Source organism: Pseudomonas sp. NFACC32-1 (assembly GCF_900101215.1).
GTDB lineage: Bacteria > Pseudomonadota > Gammaproteobacteria > Pseudomonadales > Pseudomonadaceae > Aquipseudomonas.
Genome location: NZ_FMUL01000011.1, coordinates 188,294 through 205,321, shown reverse-complemented (window position 1 = coordinate 205,321; position 17,028 = coordinate 188,294). Strand labels below are relative to the sequence as shown.

Annotated in this window: 17 protein-coding genes; 15 read left to right on the top strand and 2 right to left on the bottom strand. The window is 62.0% G+C overall.

The genetic code is table 11. The features are described from left to right. Positions 1 to 71: 71 nt before the first annotated feature. From iolE to BLP99_RS17875, 12 genes are all read left to right on the top strand, one after another. Complete coding sequence (iolE, locus tag BLP99_RS17925) at positions 72 to 965, top strand: myo-inosose-2 dehydratase (RefSeq protein ID WP_072396146.1); 894 nt, start codon at positions 72 to 74, stop codon at positions 963 to 965. After that, positions 962 to 1,771 carry a 5-deoxy-glucuronate isomerase gene (iolB, locus tag BLP99_RS17920; RefSeq protein ID WP_072396148.1) on the top strand — a complete coding sequence of 270 codons (810 nt, stop codon included), beginning with the start codon at positions 962 to 964 and terminating at the stop codon, positions 1,769 to 1,771. Before iolE ends, iolB begins: the two co-directional genes overlap by 4 nt. Positions 1,772 to 1,813: 42 nt before the next feature. Further along, positions 1,814 to 2,635, top strand: a complete 822-nt coding sequence (locus BLP99_RS17915; RefSeq protein WP_072396150.1) for a TIM barrel protein — start codon at positions 1,814 to 1,816, stop codon at positions 2,633 to 2,635. A gap of 142 nt (positions 2,636 to 2,777) precedes the next feature. Beyond that, complete coding sequence (gene iolD / locus BLP99_RS17910) at positions 2,778 to 4,709, top strand: 3D-(3,5/4)-trihydroxycyclohexane-1,2-dione acylhydrolase (decyclizing) (RefSeq protein ID WP_092181261.1); 1,932 nt, start codon at positions 2,778 to 2,780, stop codon at positions 4,707 to 4,709. Between the two features lie 32 nt (positions 4,710 to 4,741). Continuing rightward, on the top strand, positions 4,742 to 5,752 hold the full coding sequence (locus BLP99_RS17905; protein ID WP_092181258.1) for a bifunctional inositol 2-dehydrogenase/D-chiro-inositol 1-dehydrogenase: 1,011 nt from the start codon (positions 4,742 to 4,744) through the stop codon (positions 5,750 to 5,752). Positions 5,753 to 5,886: 134 nt separating this feature from the next. Beyond that, on the top strand, positions 5,887 to 6,939 hold the full coding sequence (locus BLP99_RS17900) for a Gfo/Idh/MocA family protein (protein ID WP_092181255.1): 1,053 nt from the start codon (positions 5,887 to 5,889) through the stop codon (positions 6,937 to 6,939). A 138-nt stretch (positions 6,940 to 7,077) separates the two neighbouring features. Next, positions 7,078 to 7,230 carry a hypothetical protein gene (locus BLP99_RS26435; RefSeq protein WP_165887479.1) on the top strand — a complete coding sequence of 51 codons (153 nt, stop codon included), beginning with the start codon at positions 7,078 to 7,080 and terminating at the stop codon, positions 7,228 to 7,230. 53 nt (positions 7,231 to 7,283) lie between these two features. Then, positions 7,284 to 8,210 carry a sugar ABC transporter substrate-binding protein gene (locus tag BLP99_RS17895; protein ID WP_072396167.1) on the top strand — a complete coding sequence of 309 codons (927 nt, stop codon included), beginning with the start codon at positions 7,284 to 7,286 and terminating at the stop codon, positions 8,208 to 8,210. A gap of 80 nt (positions 8,211 to 8,290) precedes the next feature. Further along, a complete protein-coding gene (locus BLP99_RS17890) occupies positions 8,291 to 9,853 on the top strand; it encodes a sugar ABC transporter ATP-binding protein (protein WP_072459014.1) in 1,563 nt (520 codons plus the stop codon). A 224-nt stretch (positions 9,854 to 10,077) separates the two neighbouring features. After that, a complete protein-coding gene (locus BLP99_RS17885; RefSeq protein ID WP_072396170.1) occupies positions 10,078 to 11,100 on the top strand; it encodes an ABC transporter permease in 1,023 nt (340 codons plus the stop codon). Positions 11,101 to 11,447: 347 nt separating this feature from the next. After that, a complete protein-coding gene (locus BLP99_RS17880; protein WP_072396172.1) occupies positions 11,448 to 11,852 on the top strand; it encodes a TraR/DksA family transcriptional regulator in 405 nt (134 codons plus the stop codon). A 176-nt stretch (positions 11,853 to 12,028) separates the two neighbouring features. Continuing rightward, on the top strand, positions 12,029 to 13,639 hold the full coding sequence (locus BLP99_RS17875; protein ID WP_072396174.1) for a methyl-accepting chemotaxis protein: 1,611 nt from the start codon (positions 12,029 to 12,031) through the stop codon (positions 13,637 to 13,639). Between the two features lie 152 nt (positions 13,640 to 13,791). Here the strand turns inward: BLP99_RS17875 and BLP99_RS17870 are convergent, their stop codons facing one another. Beyond that, positions 13,792 to 14,028 (bottom strand): DUF2789 family protein, encoded by a 237-nt coding sequence (locus BLP99_RS17870; protein ID WP_072396176.1) that lies wholly within the window; start codon positions 14,026 to 14,028, stop codon positions 13,792 to 13,794. A gap of 98 nt (positions 14,029 to 14,126) precedes the next feature. Then, complete coding sequence (locus BLP99_RS17865) at positions 14,127 to 14,363, bottom strand: hypothetical protein (protein WP_072396178.1); 237 nt, start codon at positions 14,361 to 14,363, stop codon at positions 14,127 to 14,129. 427 nt (positions 14,364 to 14,790) lie between these two features. On the opposite strand from BLP99_RS17865, the gene BLP99_RS17860 reads away from it, so the two are divergent. From BLP99_RS17860 to BLP99_RS17850, 3 genes are all read left to right on the top strand, one after another. Further along, entirely contained in the window at positions 14,791 to 15,240 is a 450-nt protein-coding gene (locus BLP99_RS17860; protein ID WP_072396180.1) for a hypothetical protein, read from the top strand. A gap of 189 nt (positions 15,241 to 15,429) precedes the next feature. Beyond that, positions 15,430 to 16,440 carry an ABC transporter substrate-binding protein gene (locus BLP99_RS17855; protein ID WP_072459013.1) on the top strand — a complete coding sequence of 337 codons (1,011 nt, stop codon included), beginning with the start codon at positions 15,430 to 15,432 and terminating at the stop codon, positions 16,438 to 16,440. Between the two features lie 137 nt (positions 16,441 to 16,577). Continuing rightward, positions 16,578 to 17,015 carry a DUF3995 domain-containing protein gene (locus BLP99_RS17850; protein WP_072396184.1) on the top strand — a complete coding sequence of 146 codons (438 nt, stop codon included), beginning with the start codon at positions 16,578 to 16,580 and terminating at the stop codon, positions 17,013 to 17,015. Positions 17,016 to 17,028 lie beyond the last annotated feature (13 nt).

Below are 17,028 nucleotides of genomic sequence, written 5' to 3'. Positions count from 1 at the left end.
ATAACCCCCCTTGCCACAGTAGTGTTGCGTTCACCCATGCATTCAGTTTGAAAACAATAAAAGGTGCAGCCATGCCCGCGATTCGAATTGGCATCAACCCGATTTCCTGGAGCAACGACGACTTGCCCTCGTTGGGCGGCGAGACACCGTTGAGCACCGCGCTGAGCGAGGGCAAGGCCATCGGCTATGAAGGTTTCGAGCTCAACGGCAAGTTTCCCAAGGACGCCAAGGGTGTGGGCGATGTGCTGCGCCCCTATGACCTGGCACTGGTCTCGGGTTGGTATTCCAGTCGTCTGGCCCGACGCTCGGCAGCCGAGGAAATCGACGCCATTGCCAGCCATGTCGAGTTGCTGGCGCAGAATGGCGCCACGGTGCTGGTCTACGGGGAAGTCGCCGACTCCATCCAAGGCCAGCGGATTCCCCTGATCGAGCGGCCGCGCTTTCACACCGACGAGGCCTGGCAGGCCTATGCCGACAAGCTGACCGAACTGGCCCGCTTCACGTTGTCCCAGGGGGTGCGTCTGGCCTATCACCATCACATGGGCGCTTATGTCGAGTCGCCTTCGGACATCGACAAGTTGATGGCTCTGACCGGTAGCGAAGTCGGCCTGCTGTTCGACTCGGGACACTGCTACATGGGCGGCGGCGAACCGCTGCAAGTCTTGCGCAAGCACATCGAGCGGATCTGCCACGTGCATTTCAAGGATGTGCGCAAGCCGGTGGTGCAGCTGGCGCGCAACAACCTGTGGAGCTTTCCCGACTGCATCATCAACGGCACCTTCACCGTGCCGGGGGATGGCGACATCGACTTCGCCGCGTTGCTCGACGTCCTGTTGGCCGCCGACTACCAGGGATGGCTGGTGGTGGAGGCCGAGCAGGATCCCGCCGTGGCGCCGAGCTATGTGTATGCCAAGAAGGGCTACGACACCCTGCGCGCCTTGCTGCAAGAGAGGATCCCGGCATGAGCCTGTTGATCAAGAGTCAAGCCAGCGGCCGGACCGTGGTGGCGTTGCCCCCGGGCGAGCTGGAATACGTCGGCTTCACGGCCTGTCGCCTGAGCCTCGGCGAAACCCTGCCGGTGGCCGCGGCCGACAAGGAGCTGTGCCTGGTGCTGCTCAGCGGGCGTATCGGTCTGAAGGGCGAGGCGCCGGGGCAGGGCGTTTTCGATTGGGACAACCTGGGTGATCGCCAGTCGGTGTTCGAGGACAAGTCGCCCTATGCCGCCTACCTGCCCCCCGGCAGCCAGGCGCTGGTGACCGCCTTGAGCGACGTGCAACTGGCGGTATGTGCCGCCCCGGGTTCGGCCGGAAACGAGTACGGCCCGCGCCTGATCCTGCCCGACAGCATGAAGCGCAGCGTTCGCGGCAAGGGTGCCAACACCCGGTATGTCTGCGACATCCTGCCGGACAGCGAGCCAGCCCATTCGCTGCTGGTGGTGGAGGTGCGCACGCCTTCGGGCCATTCGTCCAGCTACCCGCCCCACAAGCACGACACCGACGACCTGCCGCACCAGAGCTTCCTGGAAGAAACCTATTACCACCAGATCAGTCCGCCCCAGGGCTTCGTGTTCCAACGGGTCTATACCGACGATCGCAGCATCGACCAGGCCATGGCCGTGGAAAACAGCGACCTGGTCGTGGTGCCCAAGGGGTACCACCCGGTCAGCGTGCCCTACGGGTACGAGTCGTACTACCTGAATGTCATGGCCGGCCCGAAGCGGGTCTGGCAGTTCCATAACGACCCGCAGCACAGTTGGCTGCTGGACCTCTGAACGTCCCATCGCCCGTTTTGCACGAATGCCGGAGGAATAACAATGAACAAGCCCCTGCGTTTTGCCTTGAACCGAATGGTTGCGCCACGCCTGTCACTGCCTGAGTTCATCGACCTGGCCCTGGCCTTGAAAACCGATGCCATTGAAATCCGCAACGATCTGCAGGGCGTCGAGATCGAGAACGGCATGGCACCGGCCAGCGTGCGCCAGTTATGCGAGGCGCGGGGCATCAAGGTGCTGTCGATCAATGCCCTTTACCCTTTCGATGTGTGGAACGAAGAGCGCCGTGTCCAGGCCGTGAGGCTGGCCGACTACGCCCGCGAATGTGGTGCCCAGGGGCTGGTGATGTGTCCATTGAACGATCGCGCCGACCCGCGCAGCGAGGCCGAACGTTCGGCGGGGCTGCGTACCGCCCTCGGTGAGCTGGCGCCGATCCTGCGGGCCTTCGGTGTCTACGGCTATATCGAGCCCCTGGGGTTCGAGGAGTGCTCGCTGCGCCTCAAGCGCACGGCGGTGGAAGCGATCGCGGACACCGATACCCAGGATGTGTTTCGCCTGGTGCATGACACCTTTCACCATCATCTGGCGGGGGAGCGGGAGTGCTTTGCCGAGTTGACCGGCCTGGTGCACATCTCCGGCGTCGAAGATGCCCTGGCGCCCCTGGCGACGATCCGGGACGGTCACCGGGTGCTGGTGGGCGAGGGCGATATCCTCGGCAATGCCGCGCAGATCGAAGCGTTGCGGGCCGGCGGGTATGACGGCTACCTGTCCTTCGAACCGTTCGCCGAAAGCGTCCATCAGTTGGCCGACCTGCGCCAGGCGCTGGGAGCGAGCATGAATCACCTGCAGAACTCCCAGGCCTGACTGCCGTGTCGGGAAACTTTTCATGTGGGAGCGGGCTCGCCCGTCCAGGCGTCGGCATCGCATCGATGTCGCTGGCACGGCGCCTGCCCGGGGCAGGCCGGCTTCCACGCTCGATCGAGTTGCGTTTGAAAAAGGTGCAAGCATGTCCACAACACGACTGACCATGGCCCAGGCCCTGGTGAAATTCCTCGATAACCAGTATGTCGAGGTCGACGGCGTCCAGAGCAAGTTCATCGCCGGCGTCTTTACCATATTCGGTCACGGCAACGTGCTGGGCCTGGGCCAGGCGCTGGAGCAGGACAGCGGCGACCTGGTGGTGCACCAGGGGCGTAACGAGCAGGGCATGGCCCACGCCGCCATCGGCTTCGCCAAGCAGCACCTGCGTCGGAAAATCTATGCCTGCACCTCATCGGTCGGCCCCGGCGCGGCGAACATGCTGACCGCTGCCGCCACGGCCACCGCCAACCGTATCCCGTTGCTGCTGTTGCCCGGCGATGTCTATGCCAGCCGCCAGCCGGACCCGGTCCTGCAACAGATCGAGCAGTTCCACGACCTGAGCATCAGCACCAACGATGCGTTCAAGGCCGTGAGCAAATACTGGGACCGGATCAATCGCCCCGAACAATTGATGACCGCCGCGATCCACGCCATGCGCGTGCTCACCGACCCTGCCGAGACCGGCGCGGTGACCCTGGCGCTGCCCCAGGACGTACAAGCCGAGGCCTACGACTACCCTGACTATTTCCTGCAAAAGCGCGTGCATCGGATCGACCGCCGGCCGGCCACCGAGGCGATGCTGGGGGATGCCCTGGCATTGCTCAAGGGCAAGCGCAAGCCGCTGATCATCGCGGGCGGGGGCGTGAAGTATGCCGGCGCCAACGCCGCCCTCCAGGGGTTCGCCGAACGCTTCGAGATCCCCTTCGCCGAGACCCAGGCCGGCAAGAGCGCGGTGGTGTCCAGCCATCGTCTGAACGTGGGCGGTATCGGCGAAACCGGCTGCCTGGCGGCGAACCTGCTGGCCAAGGAAGCGGACCTGATCATCGGTATCGGTACTCGCTACAGCGATTTCACCACCGCCTCGAAATGGCTGTTCCAGCACCCGGAGGTGCAGTTCCTCAATCTCAACATCAGCCCATGCGACGCGTTGAAGCTCGATGGCGTGCAACTGGTGGCCGATGCCCGTTCGGGACTCGAGGCCTTGTCGTGCACCCTGGGCGACTATCGCGCCGAATGGGGCGGGCGCATCGCCGAAGCCAGGGCTCGACTGGATGCCGAGGTGGACCGGGTCTACCAGGCCGACTATCGAACCGAGGATTTCGTCCCGGAAATCAACGACCGCACGGACCCGGCGGTGTTGCGCGAATTCATCGAACTCACCGGCTCCTGCCTGACCCAGAGTCGTGTACTGGGTACCCTCAACGAAACCCTGGACGACGACGCCATCATCGTGGCCGCCGCTGGCAGCCTGCCTGGCGACTTGCAGCGCAGCTGGCGCAGCAAGGGCGTGAACACCTACCACGTCGAGTACGCGTATTCCTGCATGGGGTATGAGGTGAATGCGGCGTTGGGCGTGAAGCTCGCCGAGCCTGGAAAAGAGGTATATGCCCTGGTGGGCGATGGCTCCTACATGATGTTGCATTCGGAGCTGGCGACCTCGATCCAGGAGCGGCGCAAGATCAATGTGGTGCTGCTGGACAACATGACCTTCGGCTGCATCAACAACCTGCAGATGGAACATGGCATGGACAGCTTCGGCACTGAATTCCGCTTCCGCAACCCGGACACCGGCAAGCTCGACGGCGGCTTCGTACCGGTGGATTTCGCCATGAGCGCGGCGGCCTATGGCTGCAAGACCTACAGGGTCAAGACCCTCGAGGAACTGCACACGGCCCTGGCCGATGCGCGACGGCAGACCGTCTCGACCCTGATCGACATCAAGGTCCTGCCCAAGACCATGATCCACAAGTACTTGTCATGGTGGCGTGTCGGCGTGGCGCAGGTCTCCACCAGCGCCCGTACCGATGAGGTCGCCCGCACCCTCAATGAACGACTGGCCCAGGCCCGTCAGTACTGATTGCCCCACCCAAACAACACAAGGAGTTGCAAATGTCTTTGAAGCTGGGCGTCATCGGCACCGGGGCCATCGGCCAGGATCATATCCGTCGTTGCAGCCAGACCTTGCTCAACAGCCAGGTGGTGGCGGTGACTGACATCAACCTCTCCCAAGCGGCAAAGGTCGTGGCCGACCTGAACCTCACCGCCGAGGTGTACCCCGATGGACATGCATTGATCAAGGCCCCGGAAGTGGAGGCGATCCTGGTCACCTCCTGGGGACCGAGCCACGAGGAATTCGTGCTGGCGGCCATCGCGGCCGGCAAGCCGGTGTTCTGCGAAAAACCCCTGGCGGTGACGGCCGAAGGCTGCCGCAGGATCGTCGACGCCGAGGTGGCCCATGGCAAGCGCCTGGTGCAGGTGGGTTTCATGCGACCTTACGACCAGGGGTACCGGGCGCTCAAGGCGGTGATCGACAGCGGACAGATCGGCGAGCCGCTGATGCTGCACTGCGCTCACCGCAACCCGAGGGTGGGAGAGAATTACAAGACCGACATGGCCATCACCGACACCCTGATCCATGAGCTGGATGTGCTGCGCTGGTTGCTGGCCGACGACTACGTCTCGGTGCAGGTGGTGTTTCCACGCAAGACCAGCAAGGCCCTGGCTCACTTGCGTGACCCGCAGGTGGTGCTGCTGGAGACCGCCAGGGGCACTCGCATCGACGTAGAGGTGTTCGTCAATTGCCAGTACGGCTACGACATCCAGTGCGAAGTAGTGGGGGAGACCGGCATCGCCCGGCTTGCGGAACCGTCCCAGGTCCAGCTGCGCAGTGAGGCCAAACTGTCCAATGCCATCCTGATGGACTGGAAGGACCGTTTCATCGCCGCCTATGACGTCGAGCTGCAGGCATTCATCGATGGCGTGCGCGCCGGCCAGGTGGGTGGACCGTCGGCCTGGGATGGGTTTGCGGCGGCGGTGGCGGCGGATGCCTGTATTGAGGCGCAGCAGAGTGGGCAGATCGTCAAGGTCAGCTTGCCCGAGCGTCCGCCCTTCTACGGTTAACCCCAATCCCCTGTGGGAACGGGCTTGCTCGCGATAGCGGTGGGTCAGGCAACATTAATACTGGCTGATCCGACGCCATGGCGAGCAAGCTCGCTCCCACAGAGGACAGTGTCATATCCAGACAAGGAGCTTTCATGCGAATCGGACTAGTCGGCTACGGCAAGGGTGGGCGGTTTTTTCACGCGCCGCTGATCAGCAGCCTGCCGGGGGCTACGTTCGTCGGCGTGGTGACCCGGTCCGTCGAGCGACGCCAGCAGTTGGCGAGTGATTACCCACACGTCCAGGCTTTTGACACCTTCGCCGAGCTGGTGGCGGCGGGCATCGACGCGGTGGTGGTGTCCACGCCTTTGGACGGCCGCCCGGCGGTGGTGATGGAGGCGATTGAACTCGGTGTGGCGGTGGTCAGCGACAAACCTTTTGCCCGGGACGCCGCGCAGGCCGAGGCAATGGTGGTGGCGGCCGAGCGGTGCAATGTGCCGCTCTGTGTGTACCAGAACCGTCGCTGGGATTCGGATTTCCTGACCCTGCGCAAACTGCTGGCGTCCGGAGCCTTGGGGCAGGTCATTCGTTTCGAGTCCAGTGTCGAGCGCTATTCACCGACATCGGTTGGCAAAGGCAGCGGTGGTGGTTTCCTGCGCGATCTGGGCAGCCATCTGGTGGACCAGGCGCTGCAATTGTTCGGGCCGGTGACCAGGGTCTACGCCGAGCTGGACTACCGCCAGCCAGGCCAGGTATTCGACAACGGCTTCTTTGTGTCCCTGACCCATGCCAACGGCGTGGTTTCCCACCTGAGCGGCAACTGCCTGCAAAACGCACCGCGGCCGCGCTTTCGGGTCAGCGGCAGCGAGGGCAGTTATACCGTCGAAGGCCTCGACGGCCAGGAAGCCCTGGCGCTTGCCGGGTTGAGCCCGGCGACGGAGGGGGAACGCTGGGGTACCGAGGAACATCGACGCTGGGGGTGGTTCGAACAGGGTGGCGAGCGCGAGCGCGTGGCATCGGAGCGGGGTTGCTGGATCGAGTTCTACCAACGCCTGCAGCTCGCCTTGCAGGGCGCTGGCCCGCTGCCGGTCCAGGCCCGTGACGCCTGGGCGACGACCTCTATCCTGGACGCCGCCCGGCAGAGCGCCGAGGGGGGCGAAGTGCAGGTATTGCCCACGCCTGTCGGCCATGGAATAAAAGACGAATAAAATTCTAAAATAAGTTGATGTGGAAAATATTTTCCAATAAAGTCGTTTCCAGGTTACCGACACCCTGTTCCCATCCGTTGACTGTCCTGAACGGATGACGAACTCAACAAAAACAAGAAACACAGCCAGGTACCGTCGATGAAAACCTTCAACCGTTCTGCGTTTCACCTGCCCCGTCCGTTGCGCCTGTCCGCAATTCTTCCTCTGTTCGAATCCCTGTGCATCCAGCGCCAAGGCGCCGTGGTGTGTTGCGTGCCGGGGGCGCCCATCGTGCGCCTGCCCCGTTCCTGAAAGCCGTCTCGCCTTATCCATAAAATCAACAAGAATGTGGAGAAAGACCGTTCATGAAGATCAAGACCCGTATCGCCTCGCTGGCCCTGTCGTTGATGTTCGCCAGCGGTGCTGCCCTGGCGGACCTGAAGATCGGCGTCAGCATGTCGCAGTTCGATGACACCTGGCTGACCTACCTGCGCGAATCCATGGACAAGAAAGCCAAGTCCATGCCGGACGGCGTCACGTTGCAATTCGAGGACGCCCGCAGCGATGTGGTCAAGCAACTGAGCCAGGTGGAAAGCTTCATCAGCCAGAAGGTCGACGCCATCATCGTCAACCCGGTGGACACCGCCGCGACCCAGCGCATCACCAAGGCCGCCGTGGCCGCGGGCATTCCCCTGGTCTACGTCAATCGTCGGCCCGATGACCTGAAATTGCCGGCGGGCGTGGTGACCGTCGCCTCCGACGACCTGGAAGCCGGGCGGATGCAGATGCAGTACCTGGCGCAAAAGATGGGCGGCAAGGGCAATATCGTGATCCTGCTGGGAGACCTGGCCAACAACTCCACCACCAACCGCACCAAGGGCGTCAAGGAAGTACTGGCCAAATACCCCGATATCAAGATCGAGCAGGAACAGACCGGGACCTGGTTGCGCGACAAGGGCATGACCCTGGTCAACGACTGGCTGACCCAGGGGCGCGAGTTCCAGGCGGTGGTGGCCAACAACGATGAGATGGCCATTGGCGCCTCGATGGCCCTGAAACAGGCCGGCCAGAAAAAAGGCAGCGTTTTGATCGCCGGGGTCGATGGCACGCCGGACGGCTTGAACGCCATCAAGAAGGGCGACATGGCGGTCTCGGTGTTCCAGGACGCCAAGGGCCAGGCGGATGGCTCCATCGATACAGCCGTGAAAATGGTCAAGAAACAAGCGGTGGAGCCGGCGGTGTGGGTGCCGTATCGCCTGATCACCCCGGAAAACGTCGCCCAGTTCAAGTGACGTCCAGCGCAGCCTCGGTCCGACCACACTAATCAGCAGGCAAGGTCGCCACGCCGATCTTGCCGAGGGAGTACCTGATCATGTTCGCCTCAGCGACTGCTTCGAGCGCCCCGGCAATGACTGTCCAGCCGGGCACACTACCTGACGAGCCCTACCTGTTGGAGGTCGTCAATGTCAGCAAGGGGTTCCCTGGCGTGGTGGCCCTGTCCGACGTGCAATTGCGGGTACGTCCCGGTTCCGTGCTGGCCCTGATGGGGGAAAACGGCGCGGGCAAGTCCACCCTGATGAAGATCATCGCCGGCATCTACCAGCCGGATGCCGGTGAATTGCGCCTGCGAGGCAAGCCGGTGGCGTTCGACACGCCCCTGGCCGCGTTGCAGGCCGGCATCGCGATGATCCACCAGGAGTTGAACCTGATGCCCCACATGAGCATCGCCGAAAACATCTGGATCGGCCGCGAACAGCTCAACGGCCTGCACATGATCGATCACGGGGAAATGCACCGCTGCACCGCCAGGTTGCTGGAGCGCCTGCGCATCAACCTCGATCCCGAGGAACAGGTAGGCAACCTCAGCATTGCCGAGCGGCAGATGGTGGAAATCGCCAAGGCCGTGTCCTACGACTCCGACATTCTCATCATGGATGAACCGACCTCGGCCATCACCGAAACGGAAGTCGCCCATCTGTTTTCCATCATTGCCGACCTCAAGTCCCAGGGTAAAGGCATCATCTACATCACCCACAAGATGAACGAAGTGTTTGCCATCGCCGACGAGGTGGCGGTGTTCCGCGATGGTGCCTACATCGGCCTGCAACGGGCCGACAGCATGGATGGCGACAGCCTGATTTCGATGATGGTCGGGCGTGAGTTGAGCCAGCTTTTCCCGGAGCGGGAAACGCCCATCGGCGAACAGGTCCTGGCGGCACGCGACCTGAGCCTGGACGGTGTCTTCAAGGGGGTGTCCTTCGACCTGCATGCCGGGGAGATCCTGGGGATCGCCGGGTTGATGGGGTCGGGGCGGACCAATGTGGCCGAGGCGATCTTTGGCGTGACCCCGGCGACCGGCGGCCAGATTCTGCTCGACGGCCAACCGGTGCGCATCAGTGACCCGCACATGGCCATCGAGAAAGGTTTTGCGCTGTTGACCGAGGACCGCAAGCTCAGTGGGCTGTTCCCGTGCCTGTCGGTACTGGAAAACATGGAAATGGCGGTGTTGCCCCATTACGTCGGCAACGGCTTCATCCAGCAGAAGGCCCTGCGAGCCCTGTGCGAAGACATGTGCAAGAAACTCAGGGTCAAGACCCCTTCCCTGGAGCAGTGCATCGACACCCTGTCCGGCGGCAACCAGCAGAAAGCGCTGCTGGCCCGCTGGCTGATGACCAACCCACGCATCCTGATCCTCGATGAGCCGACCCGGGGCATCGACGTCGGCGCCAAGGCCGAGATCTACCGGCTGATTGCCTTCCTCGCCAGCGAGGGCATGGCGGTGATCATGATTTCTTCGGAGCTGCCTGAGGTGCTGGGCATGAGCGACCGGGTGCTGGTCATGCACGAGGGCGACCAGATGGGCATCCTCGACCGCAGCGAAGCGACCCAGGAACGGGTCATGCAACTGGCCTCGGGTTTGTCCGCGGTCCACTAGGTTTTGTACAAAAAGTGCCTGCGCAACGATCAGGCTGCATTGAAAACAGGCTCGTGCGAGTCCGCTCGAAATGATCATAGACAGCTCGCCAAGTCGAGCGCGTTCCTCGCCTGTTTTCGCCTTGCCTGATCGCCACTCGGCGACTTTTCGTACAAACCCTTGCGATCAAACGGTTCGACAGCGATCCCCATGCCGTCGACATGTCATGAAAAAGGTGAATGGCTATGAACGCGATACTGGAAAACAAACCCGCGGCGGCGCCGGCCAGGACGCGTCGGCGGTTGCCAACGGAGCTGAGTATCTTCCTGGTGCTGATCGGCATCGGCCTGGTGTTCGAACTGTTTGGCTGGATCATGCGCGACCAGAGTTTCCTGATGAACTCCCAGCGCCTGGTGTTGATGATCCTGCAAGTGTCGATCATTGGCCTCTTGGCCATCGGGGTGACCCAGGTCATCATCACCACCGGTATCGACCTATCGTCCGGCTCAGTGCTGGCGCTGTCGGCGATGATCGCCGCGAGCCTGGCCCAGACCTCGGATTTCGCCCGGGCGGTGTTTCCTTCCCTGACTGACCTGCCGGCCTGGATCCCCGTAGTGGCGGGGTTGGGGGTAGGCCTGCTGGCCGGTGCGATCAACGGCAGCATCATCGCCATCACCGGCATCCCGCCTTTTATCGCCACCCTCGGCATGATGGTGTCGGCCCGTGGGCTGGCGCGTTACTACACGGAAGGCCAGCCGGTGAGCATGCTGTCGGATTCCTACACCGCCATCGGCCACGGGGCCATGCCGGTGATCATTTTCCTGGTGGTGGCGGTGATCTTTCATATTGCCCTGCGCTACACCAAGTACGGCAAATACACCTACGCCATCGGTGGCAACATGCAGGCGGCACGGACCTCGGGGATCAACGTCAAGCGTCACCTGGTGATCGTCTACAGCATCGCCGGGTTGCTGGCGGGGCTGGCCGGCGTGGTCGCCTCGGCACGGGCCGCAACCGGCCAGGCGGGCATGGGCATGTCCTACGAGCTGGATGCGATTGCCGCAGCGGTCATTGGCGGCACGAGCCTGGCGGGTGGGGTGGGGCGCATCACCGGGACGGTGATCGGAGCGCTGATCCTCGGTGTCATGGCCAGCGGCTTCACCTTCGTGGGGGTCGATGCCTACATCCAGGACATCATCAAGGGCGTGATCATCGTGGTGGCGGTGGTCATCGACCAGTACCGCAACAAGCGCAAGCTCAAGCGCTGAGGCCAGGGAACGGGCCCGCCTCCGTCCCGGTCCCTGCGACAAAGCGCCACGCCTGACCGCGTGGCGTTGCCATTTGTCTTCTCAATACAGCCACGGCACCGAATTTCTTGTTATAAACGCATTCCGATAACCGCCTGGCGCCTGTCAGACGGCTTTTAAAGGGGGTGTCGGATATTTTCCCTATGTTTTCAGTTGCTGAGGCTTCGACTCGGCCTTAGACTGCCGCCCCTCGTAAATTGAGTGCCGGGTGGCGCTTGGAATAAACGGCGCCTTCCCGATGAGCGTGGCAGCTTAGTGCGGGACGCTCCATAATTCGCCTTAATGCACGTTTTTTTATAGAGAAATCAATGACAAAGGAAAAGTTGCTGGCCATGCCGGCGGATGACTACATGAATGCCGAGCAGCTGGCTTTCTTCACCAAGCTGTTGCAGAACATGAAAGTCGAAACCCACGAGCGCATCGAACAGAACCGAATCGCCATTGAAAGTCTGGATTCCCCGGCTGACCCCGCAGACGCTGCTTCCGTAGAAGAAGAGCGTACCTGGCTGGTCAACGCCATCGACCGTGACCAGCGCATGCTGCCCCAGCTGGAGCAAGCCCTGGACCGTATCAACGACGACAGCTTCGGCTGGTGTGATGACAGCGGCGAGCCGATCGGCCTCAAGCGCCTGCTGATCAGCCCGACCACCAAATACTGCATCGAAGCCCAGGAACGTCACGAGCAGATCGACAAGCACCAGCGTCAGGCCTGATTTTTCTTCCGAGAGATCGCCGTCCACGGCCGTAGAGGCCCCCGGCGGCGATCTTTTGCTTTTTCTCATCCTCCTTTCCGTTGACCTGCTGCAAGAACCCTACTAATGGACCATGGATAATGGCTCTGTAGTGGCGTTTAATGCAGGCATAACAATGAGAAGTGTGGGTGACGAACATGGCGACAGACGGATCTCTGGCGGGTGCTGTGCCTGCCTCGGTATCGGATACCAAGGGCCCGGCGCGCTGGCTGATGCCGACCCTGCAGAGCCTCGCCCTGAGTGCACTGCTGTGTGGCATGGCGCTGGGCGGGTGGTCCTTGTACCTGGTCCTGCCCCTGGCAATGGTGATTGTCTGGTTACCGCGCCTGCGTTCGCGGCTGGCCACCACGCCTGCGGCCGACACCGATGCCGACGCCCTGGCCGGGCTGACCCGCGACCTGTCCTATACCACCAGCCATAACGCCTTGTCGGCGGCGGGCGTAGCCTATTCGGTCAAGCAACTGGCCGGTAGAGTCCAGTCGCAACTCGATGCCGCGGCACAGATCGTCAGCAATGCCGAAGCGATGATCGCCACCGAACAAGCCACCTCGCAACTCAGCCAGCAGGCCCTGGGAGCCGCCAGCGAGGCCCATCGCAGCAGCGTGGCCGGGCGCAGCGAACTGGTGGAATCCATCAGCCGCATGCACCAGCTCAGCCAGCGCGCGAACGACAGTCGCGAGCTGATCGAGGCCTTGAGCGTACGCAGCGATGAAATCCAACGGGTTACCCTGGTGATCCAGTCCATCGCCAGCCAGACCAACCTGCTGGCACTGAATGCGGCCATCGAGGCGGCACGGGCCGGTGAGCATGGCCGTGGCTTCGCGGTGGTCGCCGACGAAGTCCGTGGCCTGGCTGGCCGCACTGCCGCCGCGACCGGCGAGGTCGGGGTCATGGTGGCGGATATCCAGCAACGCACGGCCCAGGTGGTCGAGCAGATCCGCCAGTTGGCCGGTGACCTGGACAGCGGCGTCCAGCAGGTCGAGCACACCGGACAGCACTTGGAGAACATCGCCCGGCTGGCCGCCGGTGTCGAGAATCAGGTCAGTGCCATCGCCCAAGGCACCGACACCAACCGCGAGCAGCTCGACAGCCTGTTCCATGCCATCGAGCAGATGCGCAGCGACCTGTCCGTCAGCGACCAGCAGACCCAGCGTCTGGCCGAGGCGGCCGTGCAGATGGAAGGCCAGGCCGAGACCATCAGCGAGCGTCTGGCCGAGGTTGGCCTGGACGATTATCACCAGCGCATCTATGACCTGGCCCGGGAAGGGGCGCGCCAGATCGCCGCGCAGTTCGAGGAGGATGTCGACCAGGGGCGGATCAGCCTGGACGACCTGTTCGACCGTAGCTACCAGCCCATCCCCAATACCCAACCGGCCAAGTACCAGACCCGTTTCGACCGTTACACCGACCAGGTCCTGCCGGCCATCCAGGAACCCTTGCTGGCCCGGCACGAGGGCCTGGTCTTCGCAATCGCCTGCACCCAACAGGGTTATGTGCCGACCCATAACAAGGTCTTCAGCCAGCCGCTGACCGGGGATCCCCAGGTGGACACGCTGAACAACCGCACCAAACGCAAGTTTTCCGATCGTACCGGGATCCGCTGCGGCAGCCACCAGCAGCCGGTACTGTTGCAGACCTACACCCGTGATACCGGCGAACTGATGCACGACTTGTCCGTGCCGATCATGATCAAGGGGCGTCACTGGGGTGGACTGCGACTGGGGTATAAACCCGAGAAGCCGCGCTAGGCGCTGTACGAAAGCCTTGATACTCGTTCATGCTGCGTTGAAAGCAGCCGCGCCTGGCCTTCGTTTCAGGACTCTGGTACAGAGCCCGGGCGGAGTAAAGAAGTGGGAGCACGTTCGCTCCCACGGGGCGCTTCATTCAGTTGGCGTCGTGATTATTTGCCGTCATGCAGGCGCACGTTCAGTTGGTCCACCAGCACGGCCTCTTCGCCATCGGCCAGCAACCACTCCCTGAGCAGGTCTTTCTGTTGATCCGACCAGAAGTCGGCTTCCACCAGCTTGGTCTCCGGCGCCAGCGGATGCGCCATGATGAAATCGTCGATGGCTTTGCCGTCCGAGGGCAGGCCCAGTTGATCGAACAGGGTCGAAAGTTCGTGAGAGGGCTGTTCCATGGGATTCTCCTTTGGGCGTGCGCCGGGATGGCGCTGGGTTGCACTCCTTTATCTGAGGCAAGCGGGCGCCAGGAGTTCTATCGCTTGTGTCCCGATGTTCAAGCGCTCTGTTCGAGGTGCCTGGCCAGGTAGCAGGCTTCGTTATGATCAGCGCGGAAACCTCTTACACGTCCGGTTGATGTTTCTTCAATATGGAAAAAACACTTGCCGGCCAGGACGACCCGATAACGCGGTTGAAACAGGCCAACCTTGAGGTCATCGGCCCCGCCGAGGGGCTCATGGGGGGCGAGGTTGCGAGGCGTGGCGGGTTGGATCGGGGTTGTGAAGGCGTCCATGTGAATTCCTTTTCTATGGCTTACCGACGAATTGCCGGGTATTTCAAGTAGTCTCCGTGCCCACGGCTGCTCTAGAATCGGCAGCACCGTATGGACGGTGGTGCCTATCTAAAGCAATTTTTTTCAGGCTCGATGTCAGAAAAATGCTTTTTTAAGTCTGAAATTTCCCTAAAGTTAGTAGTCCGACCTTTTCCGATGTGCAGAGTGGAGATTTCCTTCAGCCCCTGACGCTCCTTGGGAAAGGCGGCGAGAGTGGCAATCCTTTAGTCTTCTCTCGCCCTGGGACAGGGTACGCCGTTCACTTCGAATTTCAGTGACAGGTCCATTGCGACGATACAGTCGGCACGGGTTCTTGTGGTCCGTCCGTTGTGTGGAACGGACCATTTTCAAAGATGGGGATGTTTCCTTGGCAGTAAGTAATCTCGACATGCATGCGTTATTTGTACTGGGTGACCTTCGGGCAAAACTGGTCAAACTCTTTCAGTCGCGTTTCGTCTACATCACCGAGCAGACCGCCGAAGGTATCTATGTCGCCGAAATCGATACCGAATCGGCCCTGGTGGTCGATGACAAGCAAAGGCTCGAGCTCAAGGTCGGTGATCATTTTCGCGCGGCGGTGTTGCCAAGCCGTGAAGGCGGCAAGTTTGAAATCAGGTTTCGCGAGATCAAGCTCACGGTCTATGGACTTGGCGACTATGCGTTTGTAACGACGCCGGGGGGCGAGGCGATCCTGTTCAAGGAAGGCCATAGCGTGGTCACCGTGTTCGCGGCGCACGAACAATTGCAGGAAGGCTTGACCAAGACCCTGAAGGCCGTCACCGCCAAAGCCGCGAAGTGGCGCAAGGGTGAACTCGTGACATTCAAGGCCAGTGAATGACAGATGCAAGGCCGGTGAAAAAATGTAGGAAGCGGGGCTGCGCAAGTTCCCAACTTCCACGCCGGTAACAGTTTTCACAAGATCTCGCTGGAACCTCGGCTACAGTCAGTTGACTGAACTATTCACACGCTTGCGTTCGGTTACGCAGGATCGTTCAGCTATCGCTGTGTCTGGCATGAGGTGCAATGCATGAAACGAGTTCGACAGTGGCTGGCTGCCTGGGCCACCTTCGCAGTGTTGGTTTCACCACTCCCGGCATCGGCCGCATCCGCGCCGATCCACTTCGCCGACTTGAACTGGGAAAGTGGCAGCCTGATCACCGATATCCTGCGGATCATCGTGGAGAAGGGCTACGGCCTGAAAACCGATACATTGCCGGGCACCACCATTACCCTGGAAACCGCCCTGGCCAACAACGACATCCAGGTGATCGGGGAAGAATGGGCCGGACGCAGTCCGGTGTGGGTCAAGGCCGAGGCCGAAGGCAAGGTGGTCGCCTTGGGCGATACGGTCAAAGGCGCGACCGAAGGCTGGTGGGTACCCGAGTACGTCATCAAGGGCGACCCGGCCAAGGGTATCAAGCCCCTGGCGCCGGACCTGCGCAGCGTCAGCGACCTGGCGCGATACAAACATGTGTTCAAGGATCCGGAGAGTCCGGACAAGGGGCGTTTCCTCAACAGCCCCATCGGCTGGACTTCCGAGGTGGTCAACAAACAGAAGCTCAAGGCCTATGGCCTGTCCGACAGTTTCGTCAACTTCCGCAGCGGTTCCGGTGCGGCGCTGGATGCGGAGATCACGTCCTCGATTCGCCGAGGCAAGCCGATCCTGTTCTATTACTGGTCGCCCACGCCCCTGCTTGGAAAGTTCAAGCTGGTGCAGCTGGAGGAGCCGCCATTCGATGCCGAGGCCTGGAAAACCCTGACCGATGCCGACAACCCCAATCCCAGGCCGACCCGCTCCCTGGCCTCGAAACTGTCCATCGGCGTATCGACCCCGTTCCAGAAACAGTATCCGGATATCGCCGAGTTCTTCAGCAAGGTCGACCTGCCCATCGATCCGTTGAACAAGGCCCTGGCGGACATGAGCGAAAAACGCATGCCCCCGCGCGAAGCCGCCGAGGCTTTCCTCAAGGCCCATCCACAGGTCTGGCAGGCCTGGCTGCCCAAGGACGTGGCGGACAAGGTGGCGGCGGGGCTGTAGGCATTCGCCTGGCGGCGGGTTGAACTCTTGATCCTGAGCAATGAGGGTTTCGCGCGAAGCTGGCAATCTGCGCCGGTCCAGCGAAATATCAAATTCGAGCTAGGATGAATGTTCAACCTTTTCCAGGAGACTGGCGAATGACGCTGTTATTGGCTCGGTCGCTGGTCGCGGTTTTCGCGGCCATCAGCTTGATCCATATGTATTGGGCCCTGGGCGGACGCTGGGCCGCCCTGGCGGTGGTGCCCCAGGTGCCGGTGCAGCACGGACAGGCGCTGCGCCCGGCGTTCGATCCATCGGGCTGGTTGACGCTGCTGGTCGCCCTGGGGCTGCTGTTGATCGCGCTGCTGGTAAGCCTGCGGGTCGGTCTGCTGGCGCCGCCGGTCACTCATCGGGCGCTCCAGTGGCTGATCAGCGCGATCGCCTTGCTGATGTTCGCCCGGGCCATTGGCGAGTCGAACCTGGTGGGCTTCTTCAAGGAGGTCAAGGATTCGACGTTCGCCAGGCTCGACACCTGGATCTACTCGCCCTTGTGCGTCGTGCTCGGGGCCGGGTTGTTGACGGTGGCCTGGGCCTGAGTCGGGTCACCGG

What these genes read in the sequence shown, in the direction of transcription:
- iolB (WP_072396148.1), top strand. Translation starts at nt 962, where the DNA reads ATGAGCCTGTTGATCAAGAGTCAAGCCAGCGGCCGGACCGTGGTGGCG.
- iolE (WP_072396146.1), top strand. Translation starts at nt 72, where the DNA reads ATGCCCGCGATTCGAATTGGCATCAACCCGATTTCCTGGAGCAACGAC.
- BLP99_RS17875 (WP_072396174.1), top strand. Translation starts at nt 12,029, where the DNA reads ATGGCGACAGACGGATCTCTGGCGGGTGCTGTGCCTGCCTCGGTATCG.
- BLP99_RS17855 (WP_072459013.1), top strand. Translation starts at nt 15,430, where the DNA reads ATGAAACGAGTTCGACAGTGGCTGGCTGCCTGGGCCACCTTCGCAGTG.
- iolD (WP_092181261.1), top strand. Translation starts at nt 2,778, where the DNA reads ATGTCCACAACACGACTGACCATGGCCCAGGCCCTGGTGAAATTCCTC.
- BLP99_RS17890 (WP_072459014.1), top strand. Translation starts at nt 8,291, where the DNA reads ATGTTCGCCTCAGCGACTGCTTCGAGCGCCCCGGCAATGACTGTCCAG.
- BLP99_RS17870 (WP_072396176.1), bottom strand. Translation starts at nt 14,028, where the DNA reads ATGGAACAGCCCTCTCACGAACTTTCGACCCTGTTCGATCAACTGGGC.
- BLP99_RS17865 (WP_072396178.1), bottom strand. Translation starts at nt 14,363, where the DNA reads ATGGACGCCTTCACAACCCCGATCCAACCCGCCACGCCTCGCAACCTC.
- BLP99_RS17885 (WP_072396170.1), top strand. Translation starts at nt 10,078, where the DNA reads ATGAACGCGATACTGGAAAACAAACCCGCGGCGGCGCCGGCCAGGACG.
- BLP99_RS17895 (WP_072396167.1), top strand. Translation starts at nt 7,284, where the DNA reads ATGAAGATCAAGACCCGTATCGCCTCGCTGGCCCTGTCGTTGATGTTC.
- BLP99_RS17905 (WP_092181258.1), top strand. Translation starts at nt 4,742, where the DNA reads ATGTCTTTGAAGCTGGGCGTCATCGGCACCGGGGCCATCGGCCAGGAT.
- BLP99_RS17915 (WP_072396150.1), top strand. Translation starts at nt 1,814, where the DNA reads ATGAACAAGCCCCTGCGTTTTGCCTTGAACCGAATGGTTGCGCCACGC.
- BLP99_RS17850 (WP_072396184.1), top strand. Translation starts at nt 16,578, where the DNA reads ATGACGCTGTTATTGGCTCGGTCGCTGGTCGCGGTTTTCGCGGCCATC.
- BLP99_RS17900 (WP_092181255.1), top strand. Translation starts at nt 5,887, where the DNA reads ATGCGAATCGGACTAGTCGGCTACGGCAAGGGTGGGCGGTTTTTTCAC.
- BLP99_RS26435 (WP_165887479.1), top strand. Translation starts at nt 7,078, where the DNA reads ATGAAAACCTTCAACCGTTCTGCGTTTCACCTGCCCCGTCCGTTGCGC.
- BLP99_RS17880 (WP_072396172.1), top strand. Translation starts at nt 11,448, where the DNA reads ATGACAAAGGAAAAGTTGCTGGCCATGCCGGCGGATGACTACATGAAT.
- BLP99_RS17860 (WP_072396180.1), top strand. Translation starts at nt 14,791, where the DNA reads ATGCATGCGTTATTTGTACTGGGTGACCTTCGGGCAAAACTGGTCAAA.